The sequence below is a fragment of the Arthrobacter sp. UYEF20 genome (assembly GCF_040546335.1).
Lineage (GTDB): Bacteria > Actinomycetota > Actinomycetes > Actinomycetales > Micrococcaceae > Arthrobacter.
In genome coordinates this window covers 25,504-43,231 of the sequence record NZ_JBEPNP010000003.1, presented here as the reverse complement: position 1 = coordinate 43,231, position 17,728 = coordinate 25,504, and the positions used below count along the sequence as shown (strand labels likewise).

The following is a 17,728-nucleotide window of genomic DNA, read 5'->3' as shown; positions in this document are numbered from 1 at the left end:
CGCCGCCCGCTACTTCGAACCCGCTATGGAGGACGTACCGACTTCTGGCTCGCGTCCCTGCTCGCTGAGCTGATAAACCGAGGACTCATCGCCGACGTCGGCCGTGCAGGCGGACGCCCCGGCGGCCCATTTCCCGCAGGCGGATGCTGTGGCCACCGTCGTTGCCGGAGATCAGCGGGTTGCACAGGAACCGTGCGGCGGGCGAGGGGAGCTGCTCCGCCTGCAGGCCGTTGATGCCGTAGTCCGGCCCGTGCAGGTTGACCTGCAGGAGCCAGTAGAAGATGTCTTGGCCGCGGTAGCGCCACGGGGCAGGCCGACACCGACAGGTGCACCGTTCCCTGGTGGTCTCCATCGGCTCGAATGCAAGCGCCGACGTGATGCGGCGGAAATTCGCCAACTACCACCAGCCCGTCAGCGCGGTCCTGCCGCTGGTCCGGGGGCAGCTCCACAACATCGCCGTTGGCCACTCCGCCCACGTGAGCAAGGCCGGCTACATCGCCGCCGCCCCGTATCCGCGGCTGGGGGAGTGCACAGCGGTCTGGCTGTCGTGGCTGGACGACGTCCAACTGCTGGCTCTGGACGAAACGGAGCCCAACTACCGGCGGATCCAGCTCGACGGCGAAGCCTGCCCGCTCGTGGCGGACCATGGGGAACGTCCGGAGGAGTTTTCGCTGTTCACCTCGCGCTGGGGCGTGCTGACCGATGGCGACGGCGGGAAGCTTCCCTTCCTGGACCAGCCTGCCCTCTTCGGGCTCCTCGCCGGCAGCGGCACCGGGGACCTTCTGGAGGAGGGGAAGTCCGTGTTCGACGGGCCGCCGGAGCTTGTTGCCGAGCAACTCGCGATACCCGCGGTCCAGGCCTGGGCCAGGGAATGGTTCAGCTCGGCCGGCTTCGCCGCGCCGGTGGACTTCGACGTGCCTTGGGCGGGGTAGCCACCCCTGTGGAACGTCGCCTTCACCGGGAGGCGCTGTTCCCGGCGATGTGCTGCGCCAATGTACTCGGCATCGCGGCCCACACCCGCCGCGATGGACGAGCCGTGCCCGGTCAGCCACGGCAGCCCGACGGCGTACAAACCCGGGTGTGCGGTGACGCCGCGGTGGTGCCGGGGGTAGCTCCATTCGTCCAGCACCGGGATGTCCAGGATGCTGAAGTCCAGCGGTAGCCCGTGGCCCAGAGGACCGACGTGACGGTGGTGGCTTCGAGGTTCAGCCGCGACGGTTCCGAAGGAAGCCAATCGTCCTTGCGCGGCGGCTACGGCTCCGGCGCCGACATGCCGGTGGCGGCAATATAGCTGTCGAACATCGGCTTCATCCGCTGGCAGAACGCCGCCTCCACCAGGCCCAGGCGTTCCGGAAGGTCATCACTGAAGACGGGGTCGCCGTCGTCGGCTGCTTCCAAATGGCCGTGCAGCCGGACGCCGCGGCGGCCGAGGTCCCGCAGGTGGATGTCGTGGCCGCCGGCGGCGCCGGACGCCAGCGGGTTGCAGGCGAACCTCGCCGCGGAGGATGGCAACTGCCCCACGGTGAGGCCGTTCAGTCCGTAGTCGGGACCGAATTGTGCCAGCTGCATCATCCAATAGAGAAGGTCCTGGCCGCGGTACCGGCGCGGTGCCTCCGGGCACGTGGACACCGCCAGATGGATTTCGCGGCCGACAGTAAGCAGTTCCTCGGCGATCTGGCCGCCGGACTGGCCGGTGCCAACGATCAGCACGGCACCCTCGGGCAGTTGGCCCGGGTTGCGGTAGCTGTCGGTGTGAAGTTGCAGGATGTGGCTAGGCAGTTGCGCCGACAGTGCGGGATTTTCGGCTTCTGGTAACCGCCGGTAGCGAGCACCACGTTCCGGGCCCGCCAGCTGCCCTGGGTTGTGGCCACGTTTAAGCCGCCGCCCTCCGTGGGCAAAATACGCGTGACATCCGCACCCGTTCGGACAGGAGCGTCGATGATCTCCGGATACTGCCGGAAAACTTTGGCTGTCGGGAGTGCGGCTTACGGACCTTGGTATATGTGAGAGAGGATGCCCTCGTCAGTTCTCAGCTTCCTATAAATGTCCGCGGCGTATGGCAGAATCGGCATTCGAATTTAGGAGAAGCATGGTCACCACTGTTGAAGAGCACCGCAATTGGGTAGCTCAGGGTTCTGTAGACGCCTCTAGCCGCACCTACACGTCAGTCAAAACGGCTCTTGATCGGTCAGCCGAACTGAGGAGGTTTGAGTACGAGGTGTTCCTGCAGGGCTCCTATGCAAACTCCACCAACACTCGTGGGGACTCTGATGTCGACGTCGTCGTAATGCTGACTTCCGCATACATGCCGGAAACGTCACGGCTGAGCGGCGCAGAGCAACAGAAATACGAATCTGACCGCATCCCTGGAACGACCTCGTCACGAGATTTCCGGGCAATAGTTGAGCATGCGTTGCACAACTATTACGACGCTGGGTTAGTTGATCCCAAAAACAAGTGCATCAAGGTCAAGAAGCGTGACGGCTACGTCGACGCCGACGTAGTGCCGGCCATACAACAGCGACTTTTCACAAGCTATCCGTCGACCTACGGCGCCGGTTTTATCGAAGGCATCTCCATCACTCCACTGCGAGGTCCGCGGATCGTGAACTATCCGAAGGAGCAGATCAAGAACGGTCAAGCGAAGAATTCGAGAGCGGGTGGGAATTACAAGGCAACTGTTCGGCAGGTGAAAAAGCTCCGTAGGAAAGCTGTCTCGTTGGGACTGCTCGGAGCGGATGTTGCGCCAGGGTATCTTCTCGAATGCTTGGTCTCTAACGTCCCCGACGAGTTGTTCGTGAATAATCCATCCGACAGGTTGTACAGGGTGTTGGCATACCTGCATAACTTCAGTGCTAGCGGCCTGCACGACGCCATGTGGTCCGGTGATCAGGTCCATAAGCTTTTCGTCAATGACCCGGGCGACCACAACCAGTACACGGCTGAGCGCATATTGAACGTTCTTTGGGATCTGCTCTAAATGCACGCATACGCAACCGGGTCGAGAACTGAGGCCTACAGCTTTCTCGCCGTGATTGCCGTCGTTCTAGCCATCGTCGTCAACGCGGGTGTTGACGCCACGGGGTTCGATTACGGTTGGATTGTCAGTGCGCCCTCCGTTGGCGGCTTTTTCGTGATCCTGCTGCGAGTCTTTGATACAGCGGCGTGGCGGTGGCATTGGGTCCGTCGGGTCGGCGTGACTTCCACGCCGATAGTTGAGGGGATTTACGAAGGCACGCTTCGCTCTACGTACCAAGGAGTGGAGATGCCAGTGCGGCTGAAGGTAGAACAACGTTGGCTACGAATTATCATCCGGTTTCAGGTTCTCGACCCTCAGACGTCCGAATCTCGTTCAGCAGCCGCTGCCGTCACCGACGAGGGACATCATGATGCTCGGTTAATCTATACCTACTCGAACCAGATCCGCCATGGGATTGCAGACGATGACATGAACGACCACGACGGGGCAGCCGATGTCGTCCTAACCCCGGACGGTCACATTCGTGGCCGCTATTTCAATGCGCGAGGACGGCAAGGCGTTTTGGAACTCACGCGGGTGGGGAGCTGAATTTGGCTCGGATTCAAAAATCGCAGTCGTTCTGACCTTCGTTGTCGTCCGTCCGGAGTCCGCTCTAGTTCCCTATCGCGAGCACCTTCAAGATGCCTGAAAACCAGGTCACGCGGTTTTTAGCCTGTTGGCATCCAAAACCTCGATGAGCGGTAAGTGCTTGCTATGACGCAACGCAGTTGAGGCATACGACCTGCGGACAGCCGACTCCTTCTCCCAGTCCGACTCGGTGTCGCGAAATCCCTGCGTTGCGTATCCCATGCATTTCGAGACATGTCTCCGGTGTTGCAGATACGGCGACCCCGCGTGCTACCCGCCCAGCCCCGGTCGATGCGGACCGATGCTTCGGGGCAAGCCAAGGCAGGGCAGCTGTAAGAGCCGTCCTGCCCGTGGTGCGTACGGGTGTTCCCTGCTATCGGGTTTCTTGTTGCGTTGGAGTGCAGGGTGGTTCCGTGCGCTTGCCGGACGTGGGTCCGGCAGTCCTACGTGCCTGCGCGGGCTCGGGGAGCCCGCGAACGGGCCGGAGACTACTTGTAGCAACGGCGCGGGTCCTCGCCGAGTGACCCCGCGTTACTGGTCAACGCGCCGCGATGTGCCCCTCCACGTATTCCGCGTCAGCCCCGACCAACGCACTGCGGAGGGCGTTTTCACACTGGCCTAGGAGCGGCGGTCTTGAGTCGTTGGGTTCGAGCACCATAAAGTGATCGCCAACGGCTAGCACTCCAGGAGATGACATGTCCCTCGTCCGCGTGCATAACTTCTCAATTTCCCTCGATGGCTTCGGCGCCGGTGAGGGCCAGCAACTCGAGACTCCCTTCGGTCACGCAGGCTCACGGCTGATGGAATGGGCTTTCGAGACGCGGACCTTCCGCGCCATGGGCCTCCACGGGGAGTCGGAGGCATCCTTCGGCGTCGACGAGGCGTTTGCCAGCCAGTGGGGACCGGGGATCGGCGTGGAGATCATGGGACGCAACAAGTTCGGCCCTCAACGCGGTCCCTGGGAGGACGAGGAATGGAAGGGATGGTGGGGCGATAACCCCGTCTTCCACACCCCCGTCGTTGTTCTGACACACCATCCCCGGCCGGTACTCGAAATGGAAGGCGGAACAACCTTCCACTTCGTCGACGCCGACCCCGTCACCGCGCTCAAGCAGGCCCGCGCCCTGGCCGGCGACCTCGACGTCCGAATCGGCGGCGGCGTCAGCACGATTCGACAGTTCCTCGAGGCGGACCTGATCGACCACATGCACATCGTCCTCGTGCCGATAATCCTGGGCCGGGGCGAACGGCTCTGGGATGGACTCGAAGGACTCGAACAACGCTTCGAAATCGAAACGACCCCTTCTCCAAGCGGTGTTTCCCATCTGGTCTTCACTCGTCGCTCCGCCCGGTAGGCCGAGCACGACCGTCCTCGACGACCGTCCAGCCACCAGGAGCAGATGGTCGGCACGCCCCAGATAAATTCCGGCTACGGCGCACATGCCGAGCGGGAAGATGACGCTCCAGAGGCCAGGCTCGTAGGACTGGGGCACACGATGGATCCGGTGCCTCCACCACCTGGCCGCGGGGAGCACGGGGAGGAGCCACGAGGCTGGCGCTGCCTCTGTCGGCGGAGATGGACCGGCGGAGGCTTTCGAGTGAACCGACATTGCTGAGAAGCCCGGCCACCTTGACACGTGGTCGGCCTCGCAGATGCCGTCCTCGGCGGTCACGGCGTCGGCGCCCAGGAATACGCGGTCAAAGCTCATCCGCTTCAGGGCCGCCTCTGCCAGCGGGCCCACGAAGCTTTGGCTCAGGTTCCGCAGCCGGCCGCCCAAGCAGTCCACCTCGATGCCGTCCGAATCGGCCAGCTCCTGCAAAGGTGTTGATCCCCGGTGTCGTCACAGACAGCCGGTCAAAGTCACGCAGCTCGTGCGCCAGGGCACCACAGTGGAGCCGGCGTCGAGCAGGATGTTCTCGAAGGGCCGGATCATGGAAGCCGCCCAGCGGGCAATGGCGTGCTTTTGTTCGAAGGCTTCGCCGGTGTGCTTGTGCTGCCGCAGTGATGCCTCGGGGTGGGCGCCGAGGGCCATGGCGCCGCCGTAAGTCCGGGCCAGCCGCTCCTGCCCGTCAGGGCTTGTCACTAAGGGTTCAACGAGAGCACCTGCGGGCTACAGGTCCAGCCGGAACACCCAGAGCAGTACGTCCTCGCCGGGCACGTACCAGTCGCGGTCCGGAACCCTTCGGAAGCCCAGGGATTCGTAGAGACCGTGTGCCCGTTCCATAAACGTCGCACTTGTGATGCTGATCCCGCTGATGTCCGGTAAGGACTGCGCATGATCAATGACCTGGCGGACTACAGCGCGCCCAACCCCACTGCCTTGGACGGCTGGATCAACGGCGAGCATCCTGAACTCGAGCTCATCGTCGCGAGCGATCTCGCTGTAGGGCTGGCCCGCGAAGGTTAGCGTCACTGCCGCGACCACGTTGCCGGAGGCTTCGGCCACCCACACCTCGGCGTGCTCGGCCCGGTGCTCCACGTTGTCCAGCACACTCATGTACGGGTGGTCGGCCGTGAAATGACCGGCGCGGAGGTACGCCTCCCGGGTGATCCTCCGGACCTCCGGATAGTCAGCCGATCCTGCAGGCCTGAAATCCAGGTTCACTGGCAAGCAACCGCGGCTTCAGTGGCCCGGGCAATGTACTTCTCCAGCGGAGCCAGGGCCGGCTGGGAAGAGGGATCTCCCACCGCATCCGCGCCGACAGCGTTCGCCACCGCAAGCGCGCGGTCGTAAGGAAGCCCCGCCCGGAGTGCCAGAACCAGGGCCGCGCAAAAAGCGTCTCCCGCACCGATGGTGTTCGCCACCGTCACGGTCGAAGCGGGAGCCTCTGCCACCCGTCGCCCGTGTTCGAACATCGCCGATCCGTCCTTCCCGTATGTCACGGCGACAAGCTTCGCCTCTGCCAGCGCAGGGATCAGCTGGTACTCGGTCTCGTTGACGATCACCAGGTCGCAGCGCTCCAGTAGCTCCGCCGGCAGGTCCATGGCCGGGGCCGCGTTCAGGACGAAGAAGCCCGTCGAGCGCCGGGCCGCTTCCAGCACCACAGGAAGACCCACCTCGAGCTGGCACAGCACTGTTTCCTCGGCAGAGAACTCCACGCCCCCAGCGAGAACCTGGAGTTCGCGCCCGGGCACACCACGATCTGGTTCTCGCCGTCGCGGTCCACCACGATCAGCGCCGTGCCGGTCGCGCCGCCGTCGAGCACTGCTACACCGGTGGTGTCCACTCCCGCGCCGGAAAGGGACTCGACCATCAGGCGGCCCTGGGCGTCGTCGCCAACGGCGCCGATCATCCGGGCGCTCCCGCCCAGCCGGGCGGCGGCAACGGCCTGGTTGGCTCCCTTGCCGCCAGGCTGCTGCTGAAGAACACCGCCGCCGATGGTCTCCCCGGCGGTGGGAAGCCGGTCCGTGGTGGCGATGATGTCGAGATTGATGCTGCCGACGACGGTGACGGCAGGAAGGCGAGTGCTCATGAAAAGTCCTATCAGGTCGAGCCGGAGGCGGCTGGATTAGGAAATAGTGTACGGCATGGTTGTACTTGTGTGTCATACATGGTTGTATAACAACTCACATCCTAAAGGCAGGGCCCACCTGCAGAACAAAGGAGTTTGATGTGAACACCCCAGCAACAGTTGCCACTTCGCCGCCAGCCGCCGTCGCAACCCAAACGGGCGAGGACCAAACTAAACTCGGCGGCCGCCGCGCCGCGCTGCTGATTTCCACCCTGCTGCTCGGCGTGCTGTCCTTCCAGCTCAACGCCAGCATGGTCACCCCGGCGCTGCCGCAGATCGCGGCATCCTTCGGCCAAGGACCTGAGAGCGCAGCCCCCGTCCAGTCCATGTTCTTCCTCGCCGGCGCCATCGCCGGGCCCGTCATCGGACGCTGGAGCGACTTCATTGGACGCCGCGCTGCCTTGCTCCTGGTCCTCGGGATCATGGGTGCGGGCACCATCCTCTGCATCGCCGCCCCCACCCTGCCGCTGCTCATCGCCGGCAGGTTCCTTCAGGGAGTATCCAGCGCGGTCTTCGCGCTGGCCTACATCGTCCTCAGCGAAAACCTGCAGGCCCGCGTCTTCGGCACCTCCGTGGGCATCATCGCCGCCATCAACGGCGGCGTCGGCGGCGCGGATGGCTACGTCGGCGGCCTCATGGCCGAAACCCTCGGCTTCCGGTCCATCTTCGTCGTCGTCCTCGTCCTGACGGCCATCGCCGCCGCCTGCATCATCAAAACCGTCCCGAGCGGACGTCCCCAGGGAGTGCGCGGCGCCATGGACTGGTGGGGCGCGGGATCCCTGTCCGTCTTCCTGGTCTTCATCACCTACTTCGTCTCCGGCGGCTCAGCCGCCGGCTGGACCGCCCCCAGCACCCTGGCGCTGCTCGCCGGCACCATCGCCTCCTTCACCGCCTTCTGGATGATCGAGAAAAAGCGGAAACACCCGCTCATCGCCGTCCACCACCTGCGCTCCCGCCAGGTCTGGCCCGTCATCGCCACCACCGTCCTGACCCTCGCCGGCATCTTCGCCATTATCAACTTCACGGTGGTGCTGCTCAGCCAGGACACCCACCACGGCTTCGGGCTCAGCGCCTCCCTGTCCGCGCTGCTGTTCCTGACCCCCGCCGCGCTGATCGGCGTCTTCGCCGCACCCCTGGCCGGCTGGCTTGCCGACCGCCGCGGCTGGATCAAAACCCTCCGGGCCGGAACCGGGCTGAGCCTGGCCTGCGCCATCGCCGCGGCCACGTTCTCCGACAACCAGATCGCCGTCCTGATCGCCATCGCAGCCCTCGGCATCTTCTACAACGGCCTCTTCCTCACCGCCATCAATGGACTCTCCGTCCTGCTCTCACCCAAGGAAGCACCCGCCGCCCTGCCCGGCATCAACGGCGCCTCCTTCGGCATCGGCGCGAGCCTCGGCGTGGTGCTCGTGGCACCGTTCGCCGCCCAGGCCACGTCCGCCGGCTACACCACCGCCCTCTGGATTTCGGTCGCCATCACCGCGGCCGCCTTCCTCGTCAGCCTCTTCGTCGCGGCACCCAAAGGCGAAAAGCTCTGATCCGACGCCGTCCAGCAACACGTCCAGCACCAACGAAACGAGAGACCCAGCAATGACCATGCCCACCCGCCACCCGTTCTACCTCGACTGCGACACCGGAATCGACGACGCCCTCGCCCTGGCCTACCTGCTCGCCTCCCCGCAGGCGGACCTTCGGGGGATCGGTACCGTCAGCGGCAACGTCAGTGCCGCCGTCGGCGCCCGGAACACCCTGGACCTGCTCCAGCTCGCCGGGCACGCCCACATCCCCGTCGCGCTCGGAGCCCACGACCCGCAGTCCGGCGCCTTCCGCGGCGGGGCGCCATGGGTCCACGGCGAGAACGGCATCGGCGAGGTGGCCCTCGAGACCGCCGACGCCGAGCTGGCGCCCGGAACCGCCGCCGAAATGCTGGTGCGGCTCGCCCACGAACACCCCGGCCAGCTGCGGATCCTGGCCATCGGGCCGCTCACCAATATTGCCGAAGCGCTGCGGTTGGACCCGGAGTTGCCACGGCTGGTGCAGGACGTCACCATCATGGGCGGTGCGGCCTTTGCTCCCGGGAACATCACTCCCGTGGCCGAGGCCAACATCGCCAACGACCCCGAAGCCGCGGCGGACGTGTTCGCCGCCGACTGGAACGTGACCCTGGTGCCGCTGGACGTGACCATGTCCAGCGTGCTTGAGGAGAGCCACCGGCAGGAACTGCTCGCCGCGGGCCATCCGGTCCCGCAGGCACTCGGCGACATGCTGGGCTATTACTTCCGCTTCTACGAGAGCCAGTTCGGCCGGGCCTGCTCGGCGATGCACGACCCCCTCGCGGCGGCCCTCGCGGTGGGGGGCGTCAGTGCGGCGGTGGCCCCGGTGGTGACGGTGGACGTCGACACCACCGACGGTCCCGGCCGTGGCCAGACCATCTGCGACCTCCGCGGACGGTACATGGATTACCCGGAGCAGCCCGGCGCCCGCTGCCGGGTGGTGCTGGAGCTCGACGGCGAATTCGCGCCGCACCTGGTGGAGGTGCTGCTTTCGGCGTGGCCGTCTTCCAGTCCGCGGAACGGTTCCCCGGCGTGGGCGGACAGCGACGCTGCTGCGGGTCTTTGCCGACTGCCACTATCCAGATAGTGCAGGTTGAAGCAGGATAACCACATGAAAAAAATTGTTATAGCTAGTTTCGCAGCGCTAATGATGGCGTTTGGTGCCATCACGTTCGCGTTCCCGAGCAACGCAGCGACCCAGTCATCACCCATTACGAGGCAGATCATGGTTAAATTCCGCGACAGTCGCGCGGCTGCCGGCGTACTACGCCAGCATGGCCTCAGCGAGGGCCCTGGTATCGGCAGCACCGGCGCTCAACTCATCAAAGTACCGACCGGTAGAGAACATCAACTTATCGAAGCCTTGAGCCGGAACCCGGCAGTTGAGTACGCCGAGCCGGACGAGCTGGTTACTGCCGCTACAACTGACGAGTATTTCCCTCGCCAGTACGCTCTGCAAAACAACGGCCAGTCATTCACGAACACCGCCAGCACCTTATCTGTAGCCGGGGGCACAGCAGACGCTGATGTCGACGCCGTCGAAGCGTGGAACGTCACGACAGGTAGCGGCATCAAAGTCGCCGTTCTCGATTCAGGTGTCGCCAGCGACAACGAAGACATCACACCAAAGGTTGTTGCACGCGCCAACTTTAGTAATGGGACACCCGGTGAAGACAACTACGGGCACGGCACGCACGTGGCCGGTATTGTCGCCGCCACCGCCAACAACACGGTTGGCGTTGCCGGTGTGTGTCCGGGATGCACCATCCTGGACGGCAAGGTCCTCAACGACAGCGGGGTTGGATCCAGCTCAGCTCTGGCGAACGGTATCAACTGGGCCGTCAGTAACGGTGCGAAGGTTATCAATATGAGCCTCGGCGTGCGGGCGTCACGCACCCTCGAAACTGCCGTCAACAACGCCTGGAGTAAGGGTGTGGTGCTCGTTGCCGCAGCAGGCAACGGCGGTAACCAGACCAAGATCTACCCAGGCGCATACCCCAACGTCATTGCCGTCGCCGCTACCGACAACACCGACGCCAAAGCATCGTTCTCAACCTACGGAGCCAGCTGGGTGGACGTCGCAGCACCCGGAGTCAATGTCTACTCAACGTTCCCGAACCACACGTTTGTCCTCGGGACGCAGAACAAGCGCTCTTTCGGTTACGACGTCGGCAACGGGACCTCAATGTCCTCACCCATCGTCGCTGCAACTGCCGCGCTTGCCTGGAGCTCCCACCCTGGCGCCACGAACACATCCGTCCGCGCAAATATTGAATCGACCGCCGACAAAATTCCTGGCACCGGCACCAACTGGGCCTATGGCCGCGTGAACGCAGACAGGGCCGTCCGGTAGTTTGGGGACCTTAGCTTAAACGCGCCTGTGCGCTTAGGACTGGAGCGACTGCATCACCGAGAGGTGGCCCGCCCGGTCCGGGATGAGGCATTTGGCCAGGTAGAAGGGCCGGTTCGCGTGCCTGACGTACTGCGTCAGCACGAGGACCGGATCCGGGGCGCGCAAGTCCAGCAGCTTGGCCCGGCTGGGCCCCACCTGGCTCAGGCTGATCTGGCATTCACCGGGCCCGAGGACCCGGCCGAAGCGCTTGTTCAGGCTGGCAAGCAGGGTGCTGCCGCCGTCGTCGTCGATTTCCAGCGGCGCGGCGGCAGCGGAACTTTTGCCCAAGCTCACCGGCAGGGCCGAGATGTTTTCCTGCAGGTGGGCGATGGCCTCACCGTCGCGGATCAGGACCGACTCCCACAGCCAGCAATCGGCGCCGGGCTCCACGCCCACGCCGGGGGCGACGAACTCTGAGGCGGGCTGCCGCTCCCTGAGAACGCGCTTGATCTCGATGTGCTGCCCGGGGCCGCCGAGGACTTCCTCGAAGGGGCGGATCCGCTCGATTCCGATGCGGGGGAGGGTGTCGGCGACAAAGCGGCCGACGCCGCGGCGGGCCCGGATGAGACCGTCCTCTTCGAGCAGCATCAGGGCTTCGCGGACCACGGTGCGGCTGACCTTCATGTCCGCGCCGAGCTCCGTTTCAGTGGGGAGCATCGAGCCGGGGGTCAGCAGGCTGTTGCGGATGGCCTCGGCGATCCGGGAGTACACCGCAACCCGGAGCGGCGAGCCGGGCTGGGCCTCCACCGGCTGGGACAGGAACCGGACGGCGTCCTCGTGCACGTTTTGCCTCGCTTTGTGGTGTTCGGAAAATCCAGCCTACTCCAGTGTGTGACGCGTTTGTTGGACAAGGGCAGCCTCAGGGAGGTTCCCGCCGGTCAGGGGAGCGGCTGCCGTTCGCCGACGCTGACGGCGCCGTCGGGCCAGACGTAGTCCCTCCGTCGTTGTTCTATTCTTTCCTGCTGACCTTCAACCAGACCTTCACCGACTTCAACGTCCCGGTGCCGTCTCGCTGGCAACGCTCCGGGCAGTACTCGCGCAGCCGGTCCCGCCACGCGTTCGACTGCCCCTTTGACCGGGATCGTGAGGTGCCGCATCCTTGGAGCTCAGCAGCGGGGCACCGAGGCCGAGCGCCTTCGTTTAGGGCAGCCGCCGCACCCTAATGTAACGGACTGGTAACATAGTGCTGATGGGGTATCAGTCTGGTCAAACACGAGTCACGCAGCTGGACGGCCTCAGGGGGATTGCCGCCCTGGTGGTTGTCGCCTGCCATGTACTGTCAACCCTGCCGGGACTCGGGAGTGTTGTATCTGGCAACCGATCCGTGGGACTCAGCACGGCGGGGATGTGGGCTGTATTCTCGCCGCTGCACGTCCTCTGGAACGGCACTCCGGCGGTCCACGTGTTTTTTGTGCTCTCCGGCTTCGTCCTGGTCCTGCCATTCACGAGACCCGGGGCCGTCGCCAGCTGGGCGCCTTACTACGCCAAGCGTTTTTTCCGCCTTTACATACCGGCCTGGGCGTCCCTGGCGGTGGCCGTTGCGTTGATAGCGATCATTCCCCGGTCGGCGTCGCCGTTGCAGAGCCCCTGGGCGGACATGTACGTGATCGATCCAAGCGTGGGCCAGGTCTTCAAAGACGCACTGCTCCTGCTGAACGCGAGCACCATCAACACCCCGCTGTGGTCCCTCAAATGGGAAGTCGCATTCTCCCTCCTGCTCCCGGCGTACGTCATCATCGCCCTACGTTGGAGACGCTTCTGGCACGTGAAAATCGGCCTTGCACTGCTGCTGGCCGTGGTGGGAGCTCTGCAGCACCTGGAGTGGCTGTCCTATCTCCCGATCTTCGCCATCGGGGCCATCCTCGGCACTGAACGTGAGCGGATCCGTGAACTGACCCAATCCTGGCCGCGCTTCGTCTGGTTCTTCGTGGCCGCCGCGGGTCTCTTCCTGGCCAACGCGGAATGGATCAGCCCCGAGCAGCCTATCCCCGGCGTCGAGGCCGTTGTCACAGTCGGTGCGACGCTGATCGTCTTGCTGTTCGTGTCCTGCAGGTCGGCCAAGAAGCTCGGCGACACGGCGATCGCGCAATGGCTGGGACGCGTTTCCTTCAGCCTCTACCTGGTGCACCTTCCGATAATTCTTGCCGGCGTCACCTTGCTGAGGTCAGTCTCGCTTCCGCTGGCGCTCGCGGTCTCCGTGGCAGCCTCGTTCGTGGTTGCCGAGCTGTTCTACCGCTACGTGGAACAGCCCGCCCAGCGGCTCTCGATAGCCGCAGGCCGTGCCGTGCAGTCCCGGATCCGCCGGGAAGCCCGCGCCGACGGCCCACCGATCCCACCCGCGGCGGAGGCGACTTCGAGGCACCTGGTGAAGAGCTCGGCAGGCACCTGAATTAGCCTGCGATCCCACCCCGCGATGGCCCGCTTGGGCGGACGGCTCATCCGGGGCAGACTTCTTGGGTACCCACATCAGCGCTGGAAGGCAGGAACCCGATGATCTTCATCGTCGTCAAATTCAACGTCAAACCGGATTGGACCGACCGCTGGCTGGACCTGACCCGCGACTTCACCGAAGCGACCCGCAAGGAACCGGGCAACCTGTGGTTCGACTGGTCCCGCAGCGTGGACAACCCGAACGAATTCGTGCTGGTCGAGGCGTTCCAGGACGACGCCGCCGGCGACCACGTCAGCAGCGAACACTTCACCCAGGCCATGAAGGACATGCCGCAGGCCCTGGTGGAAACCCCGCAGATCATCAGCGAAAAAATCGGTGCGGACAGCTGGGGCCGGATGGGCGAACTCACCGTCGTCTAGGCAGGCAGGCTGACGGTCCGGTAGCACCACGCGCCTGCGCGAATATGGCGTTCGACGCGGCGGCGGGCGGTGCAGCGAAAAGCACCTCCCGCCGTCGGGCTTTATCGGATGGCGCCCGTTCTGGTGTGCACGAAGGACCGGTCTCCGGCTGAGCCGAGGTACTTCCTGGCCGTTGCGACCTTCATATAAAGCCTCACGATGCCGCCCCCGATGGAAATAAACCCGTGGCGCGCGTACCACCCGACCATGCCGGAGCTGCTGGCGTCGACCACGATGGTCTGGCCCCCGCCGAGCTCCGAGGCTTTCATGATGGTCTCCAGTGCTGCACGCAGAAGCTGCCAGCCCCACTGGTTGACTTTGTCGCCATGCATGGAGCTGTCGAGTGCAAGCTTGGCCAGCAACCAGGCTGTGGCATTTCGCAGTACTTTCCGCTGGAGCGGTTTCGGCAGGTCATCCCGGACCACAAGAGTCGGGCAGATGGCGAAGTATCCTTTGACCTGCTCGTCGCTGCCTGGATGCATTCCGAGCAGAAGGTAAACCACGCACGATCCGGACTCGATGCTCTGCAGAGCGTGCTCGGTGAGCCACTGGTTGTAGGCGGCTTCGCCACAGCCAAAGGCCCCCCGGTCATACCCGGGGGCCAGCTTCGCAGTGCGAAAAGTCCGTTCGCTCATCGACCGATAAGCCGCGGAAGCTTGGACAGTGCCGCAAGTTCCACGGACTCGTCAGGAACGTCGAGAGACGCCATCATGTCGTCGAAGACCTCAGGGGCCATGAGAGTGGCGTCCGAGCGCGAGATGACTTTTTGTGCAGCCTGTCGGGCAGCATCGGTTACGAACGCAGACTTTGTCACGTGGAGAAGTTCCGCAGCTTCTGCGATGAGCCGATCTGTGGCCTCATCCGTGCGCAATTCCAGGCGACGTGATTTCTTGATTGCCATAGTTTGCACCTCCACGGTTTAACGTACGGTATTTGTACGGACGTAGGTAGCGGACATATGTGCGGAATCCGGGGGATCTGTCACCGTTCAGCTGCGAGTGCGGCGTCCAGCACGCTCGGCGAAGCCATCCAGGGCTTCGAGCATTTCCGGCGCCCGCCAGAACCGGCCTTTCTTGAACTTGTTCACGCCGACGACGATGCCGGCTTCTTCGAGAGCGTCCAGGGCCCGCTTCTGGCGCCTGTAGTCCAGGCCCAGCTTGCTTTCCAGGACCTCGGCGTTGACCACCGGCTGCCGGGCCAGCAGGTCCAGGACCGGCCAGACAGCGGAGTCGCCGCGGGCGGCGATCCTGGCGGCCCATCCTTCGGTGATGGCGACGACGTCGTTGGCGAGCCGGGCTCCGTTGTCGATGGCACGGAACGACGCTTCGGCGGTGACGGTGATGATCGGCTCGGGGTCGCCGGACCGGTAGGCGGTGAGTCCTTCGTGGTACGCCCCTACGTTGGCAACCAGGCCGGCTGAAACGGGGACCGTGACGTGGGAGGCGACCCCGCGGTGCTTGAGCATGGCGTGCAGCAGGGCCCGGCCGGTGCGGCCGTTGCCGTCGGTGAACGGGTGGATGGTCTCGAACTGGGCGTGCGCGATGGCGGACTGGATGATGGCGGGCATATCGGTACGGCGGGCGTAGTCCATGACGTCGGCCATCAGCTCCGGAACCCGCGTGTGGTGCGGCGGGACGAATTCCGCACCGATCGGACTGACCGTGCTGGTGCCGATCCAAACCTGTTCCTCGCGCCAGTGGCCGGCGACGTCGGTGTCCCGGGTGCCGTCCATCAGCGACCGGTGCATGTCCAGGATGCTGTCGGGAGTGAGGTGGTGGGCGGCGGCGAGGGCGGTCTCCATGGCACGGACGTTGCGGACGACAAGGGTGGCATTCGCACGGTCTTCGACCCCGAGCTCTGCCTCTCCCAGGCTGCGGGCACTGGCGGTCAGGTTCTCGATCTGGGAGGACGCGGTGGATTCGCTTCGCAGCAGTAAGGCCGCGAACGGTCGGAGGTGTTCGCCGTAGCGTTCATCGAAGCGGCTGATCTCCTGAGCTGCCTCTTCGGCCAGGGCGGCGACCCCGGGGGAAGGGAGGTAGGCGCTGCCGGCGATCAGCGGCGGGAGGAACGCCTCGTATGGCTGGCCGGTCATGCCGGACAGGTAACTGGAGGCCCGGAAGGCGTCGTCCTTGCGCTTCCACTCGTGGGTTTCGTACTCGGCGGCAGGCCAGCCGGCACGCGTAGCACCCAGGCTGATGTCTGGTTCGGCGTTCCGGATGTTCCCGGAGGTGCCGTCGGCGTGACGCGGCTGTTCCATGCCGACCTCTCTCTGTCAGGGTCCAAAGTGGATTCTGACATTTATACCGCGAAATGTCAGAATCTTGCAAGGATTCTGTCATTTTAACCCCCCGGCTGGACCATTCACGCTGCGCGCTACCGTCAGGCGTTCAGCGCAAGGTGGCCAGCCGACGTGCACGAATGAGCACCATTGCGGAGGGGACGACCTTGCCGGTCAGGTACGTGGACAGGCGCGATTGGGAGGTACCGAGCCGGGAGGCGAATTCAGCGCGGGACAGGCCGCTGCCCTCCAGGGCTCGGGTCAGCTCGAGGACGACCGCGAGGCGTTCCCCGGCTTCTTGCGCGACAGTGGCGTTGCGGAGGAGGTCTCCGAACAGGTTCGCCATGGCCGGGTTTTCAACGGAGTCAACGACTTCGCGGATCTCTGCGGCTACCTTGCCGCGGGGATCCCGGCTCAAGGCCTGCGCGATCCGCCGCCAGTCCCGGACGTCTCCGCGCTCAACAGCAGCCAGCAGGCCTTCGAAGCCCCACGACTCGACAGGGTCCGAGGGATCAATATCGAGATTACGGAACTTCAAGGCCATCGTCGTTCCCTTCCACCATGGCCGCAGCAAGTGAGCGGCATACCGCGATCGTCGAATCCCAATCGTGCCATCGGGCGGCCAGCCCCTTGTAGTTGCTCAGCTGTCCGGTGGTCCGCGAGTCCTTGGGTGCCGGGTTGGCCAGCTGCCTGATGACCTGGGTGGTGACCGCGGCGCCGTCGGCGTTCTGGTCTGCGTAGTACTCGTCCATCCGGCCTAGAACCCGGGCGGCCGCGGCGATGCCCAGTCCGTCGGCCAGTGCGGCCACGTCAAGGTAGTCGCGGGTCTGGTTGCGCTTCGTGATCAGGAAGGCCTTGATCCGCAGGGTTTCCTCGTTCGTCGGGACGCGGACGGTCGCGCCAGACGCGAGCTGAACGTCGACGACTTCCAGCGGGCGCCGGCGGATCAGCTGCCGCAGGCCGGTTTCGATGCCGCCCAGCTCACCCAGGATGATTTTCCCCGGCGTGACCCTGTTGGTCGCCCACCCCTGGTCGGATTCGACGGCGTCCAGAACGACCTCGAAATTATCGCGAAGCCCGGCGAGAACATGGTCGTGGTCATATGAGGCACGATGCCCGGCGTAGAGGGCCGCCGCGCTTCCGCCTACGAGGATGGCGTCGGGTATGAGCTGCTGCAGCCTTGCAGCGGATTCGAGCACTTCGGCGAGGTCCGGATGCAGGTCTGCGCGGGCATGGAGCGTGATTTCAGGCTCGGAATGTTCGGTGTCCGAAAATTGGCCCCGGTTGCCTGTCTTGCCGCCGCGGGCATGCTGGGATGCGTCAAAATGTGCCATAAACAATTTTATCACTTCTGATAATCGGAGGAAGATTGTCTTTGCCTCCGCCCCGGCATGGAACGAGCAGATACACCCGTTTGGGCTAGACGCAAGTTTTCCGGGTCGGCGCGGACCATGATTCGGCCCATGTCCCAACCACCCAGCTTCGCGCCGTACTCTTAGCCGTAACCCGACTACGAATATCGACGTGTCCGAACG

19 protein-coding genes and 2 pseudogenes are annotated in these 17,728 nt (G+C 64.5%); 9 read left to right on the top strand and 12 right to left on the bottom strand.

Features of this window, described 5'->3' with window-relative positions; translation table 11 throughout:
* Window positions 1–85: 85 nt before the first annotated feature.
* Window positions 86–352: a hypothetical protein gene (locus tag ABIB26_RS04365; RefSeq protein WP_502913621.1), complete on the bottom strand. Its 267-nt coding sequence runs from the start codon at window positions 350–352 to the stop codon at window positions 86–88.
* Here ABIB26_RS04365 and ABIB26_RS04360 point away from each other — a divergent pair.
* Complete coding sequence (locus ABIB26_RS04360) at window positions 342–932, top strand: hypothetical protein (RefSeq protein WP_502913620.1); 591 nt, start codon at window positions 342–344, stop codon at window positions 930–932. The genes ABIB26_RS04365 and ABIB26_RS04360 overlap by 11 nt on opposite strands.
* 319 nt (window positions 933–1,251) lie before the next feature.
* Here ABIB26_RS04360 and ABIB26_RS23740 read toward each other — a convergent pair whose 3' ends face one another.
* Entirely contained in the window at window positions 1,252–1,710 is a 459-nt protein-coding gene (locus ABIB26_RS23740; protein ID WP_502913619.1) for a hypothetical protein, read from the bottom strand.
* Entirely contained in the window at window positions 1,704–1,898 is a 195-nt protein-coding gene (locus ABIB26_RS23735) for a hypothetical protein (protein WP_502913618.1), read from the bottom strand. Before ABIB26_RS23735 ends, ABIB26_RS23740 begins: the two co-directional genes overlap by 7 nt.
* A gap of 191 nt (window positions 1,899–2,089) precedes the next feature.
* Between ABIB26_RS23735 and ABIB26_RS04350 the strand changes: the two genes are divergently transcribed.
* The 3 genes from ABIB26_RS04350 to ABIB26_RS04340 all read left to right on the top strand — a co-directional run bounded on the left by ABIB26_RS04350 (window position 2,090) and on the right by ABIB26_RS04340 (window position 4,962).
* A complete protein-coding gene (locus ABIB26_RS04350) occupies window positions 2,090–2,980 on the top strand; it encodes a nucleotidyltransferase domain-containing protein (protein ID WP_354239934.1) in 891 nt (296 codons plus the stop codon).
* The gene (locus ABIB26_RS04345; protein WP_354239932.1) at window positions 2,981–3,568 is read left to right on the top strand and encodes a Cap15 family cyclic dinucleotide receptor domain-containing protein; all 588 of its coding nucleotides are present in this window, start codon (window positions 2,981–2,983) and stop codon (window positions 3,566–3,568) included. It abuts the gene before it with no gap.
* A 734-nt stretch (window positions 3,569–4,302) separates the two neighbouring features.
* The gene (locus ABIB26_RS04340) at window positions 4,303–4,962 is read left to right on the top strand and encodes a dihydrofolate reductase family protein (RefSeq protein ID WP_354239930.1); all 660 of its coding nucleotides are present in this window, start codon (window positions 4,303–4,305) and stop codon (window positions 4,960–4,962) included.
* Window positions 4,963–5,244: 282 nt separating this feature from the next.
* On the opposite strand, the pseudogene ABIB26_RS04335 reads toward ABIB26_RS04340, so the two are convergent.
* The 3 genes and pseudogenes from ABIB26_RS04335 to ABIB26_RS04325 all read right to left on the bottom strand — a co-directional run.
* Window positions 5,245–5,679: pseudogene (locus ABIB26_RS04335) on the bottom strand (DeoR/GlpR family DNA-binding transcription regulator); the annotation flags it as partial.
* 39 nt (window positions 5,680–5,718) lie between these two features.
* Window positions 5,719–6,213 carry a GNAT family N-acetyltransferase gene (locus ABIB26_RS04330; protein WP_354239928.1) on the bottom strand — a complete coding sequence of 165 codons (495 nt, stop codon included), beginning with the start codon at window positions 6,211–6,213 and terminating at the stop codon, window positions 5,719–5,721.
* Window positions 6,210–7,081, bottom strand: a pseudogene (locus ABIB26_RS04325) (ribokinase). Before ABIB26_RS04325 ends, ABIB26_RS04330 begins: the two are co-directional and overlap by 4 nt.
* A 140-nt stretch (window positions 7,082–7,221) precedes the next feature.
* On the opposite strand from ABIB26_RS04325, the gene ABIB26_RS04320 reads away from it, so the two are divergent.
* The 3 genes from ABIB26_RS04320 to ABIB26_RS04310 are packed head-to-tail and all read left to right on the top strand — an operon-like array spanning window position 7,222 to window position 11,026.
* A complete protein-coding gene (locus ABIB26_RS04320) occupies window positions 7,222–8,658 on the top strand; it encodes an MFS transporter (protein WP_354239926.1) in 1,437 nt (478 codons plus the stop codon).
* A gap of 52 nt (window positions 8,659–8,710) precedes the next feature.
* On the top strand, window positions 8,711–9,760 hold the full coding sequence (locus tag ABIB26_RS04315; protein WP_354239925.1) for a nucleoside hydrolase: 1,050 nt from the start codon (window positions 8,711–8,713) through the stop codon (window positions 9,758–9,760).
* A 24-nt stretch (window positions 9,761–9,784) separates the two neighbouring features.
* Window positions 9,785–11,026 (top strand): S8 family serine peptidase, encoded by a 1,242-nt coding sequence (locus ABIB26_RS04310; protein WP_354239923.1) that lies wholly within the window; start codon window positions 9,785–9,787, stop codon window positions 11,024–11,026.
* Between the two features lie 33 nt (window positions 11,027–11,059).
* Here ABIB26_RS04310 and ABIB26_RS04305 read toward each other — a convergent pair whose 3' ends face one another.
* The gene (locus ABIB26_RS04305; RefSeq protein ID WP_354239921.1) at window positions 11,060–11,848 is read right to left on the bottom strand and encodes a GntR family transcriptional regulator; all 789 of its coding nucleotides are present in this window, start codon (window positions 11,846–11,848) and stop codon (window positions 11,060–11,062) included.
* A 406-nt stretch (window positions 11,849–12,254) separates the two neighbouring features.
* On the opposite strand from ABIB26_RS04305, the gene ABIB26_RS04300 reads away from it, so the two are divergent.
* Both ABIB26_RS04300 and ABIB26_RS04295 read left to right on the top strand, forming a co-directional pair.
* Complete coding sequence (locus ABIB26_RS04300) at window positions 12,255–13,454, top strand: acyltransferase family protein (RefSeq protein WP_354239919.1); 1,200 nt, start codon at window positions 12,255–12,257, stop codon at window positions 13,452–13,454.
* 101 nt (window positions 13,455–13,555) lie between these two features.
* The gene (locus ABIB26_RS04295; RefSeq protein ID WP_354239917.1) at window positions 13,556–13,876 is read left to right on the top strand and encodes a putative quinol monooxygenase; all 321 of its coding nucleotides are present in this window, start codon (window positions 13,556–13,558) and stop codon (window positions 13,874–13,876) included.
* 101 nt (window positions 13,877–13,977) lie between these two features.
* Here the strand turns inward: ABIB26_RS04295 and ABIB26_RS04290 are convergent, their stop codons facing one another.
* From ABIB26_RS04290 to ABIB26_RS04270, 5 genes are all read right to left on the bottom strand, one after another.
* Window positions 13,978–14,550, bottom strand: coding sequence for a GNAT family N-acetyltransferase (locus tag ABIB26_RS04290; RefSeq protein ID WP_354239915.1), 573 nt, complete (start codon window positions 14,548–14,550; stop codon window positions 13,978–13,980).
* Window positions 14,547–14,816: a type II toxin-antitoxin system TacA family antitoxin gene (locus tag ABIB26_RS04285; protein WP_354239913.1), complete on the bottom strand. Its 270-nt coding sequence runs from the start codon at window positions 14,814–14,816 to the stop codon at window positions 14,547–14,549. The genes ABIB26_RS04290 and ABIB26_RS04285 overlap by 4 nt, the downstream gene beginning before the upstream one ends.
* Window positions 14,817–14,903: 87 nt before the next feature.
* The gene (locus tag ABIB26_RS04280) at window positions 14,904–16,172 is read right to left on the bottom strand and encodes a Fic family protein (RefSeq protein ID WP_354239911.1); all 1,269 of its coding nucleotides are present in this window, start codon (window positions 16,170–16,172) and stop codon (window positions 14,904–14,906) included.
* 130 nt (window positions 16,173–16,302) lie between these two features.
* A complete protein-coding gene (locus ABIB26_RS04275; protein WP_354239909.1) occupies window positions 16,303–16,737 on the bottom strand; it encodes a helix-turn-helix domain-containing protein in 435 nt (144 codons plus the stop codon).
* The gene (locus tag ABIB26_RS04270; protein WP_354239907.1) at window positions 16,718–17,527 is read right to left on the bottom strand and encodes a hypothetical protein; all 810 of its coding nucleotides are present in this window, start codon (window positions 17,525–17,527) and stop codon (window positions 16,718–16,720) included. Before ABIB26_RS04270 ends, ABIB26_RS04275 begins: the two co-directional genes overlap by 20 nt.
* Window positions 17,528–17,728: the final 201 nt, after the last annotated feature.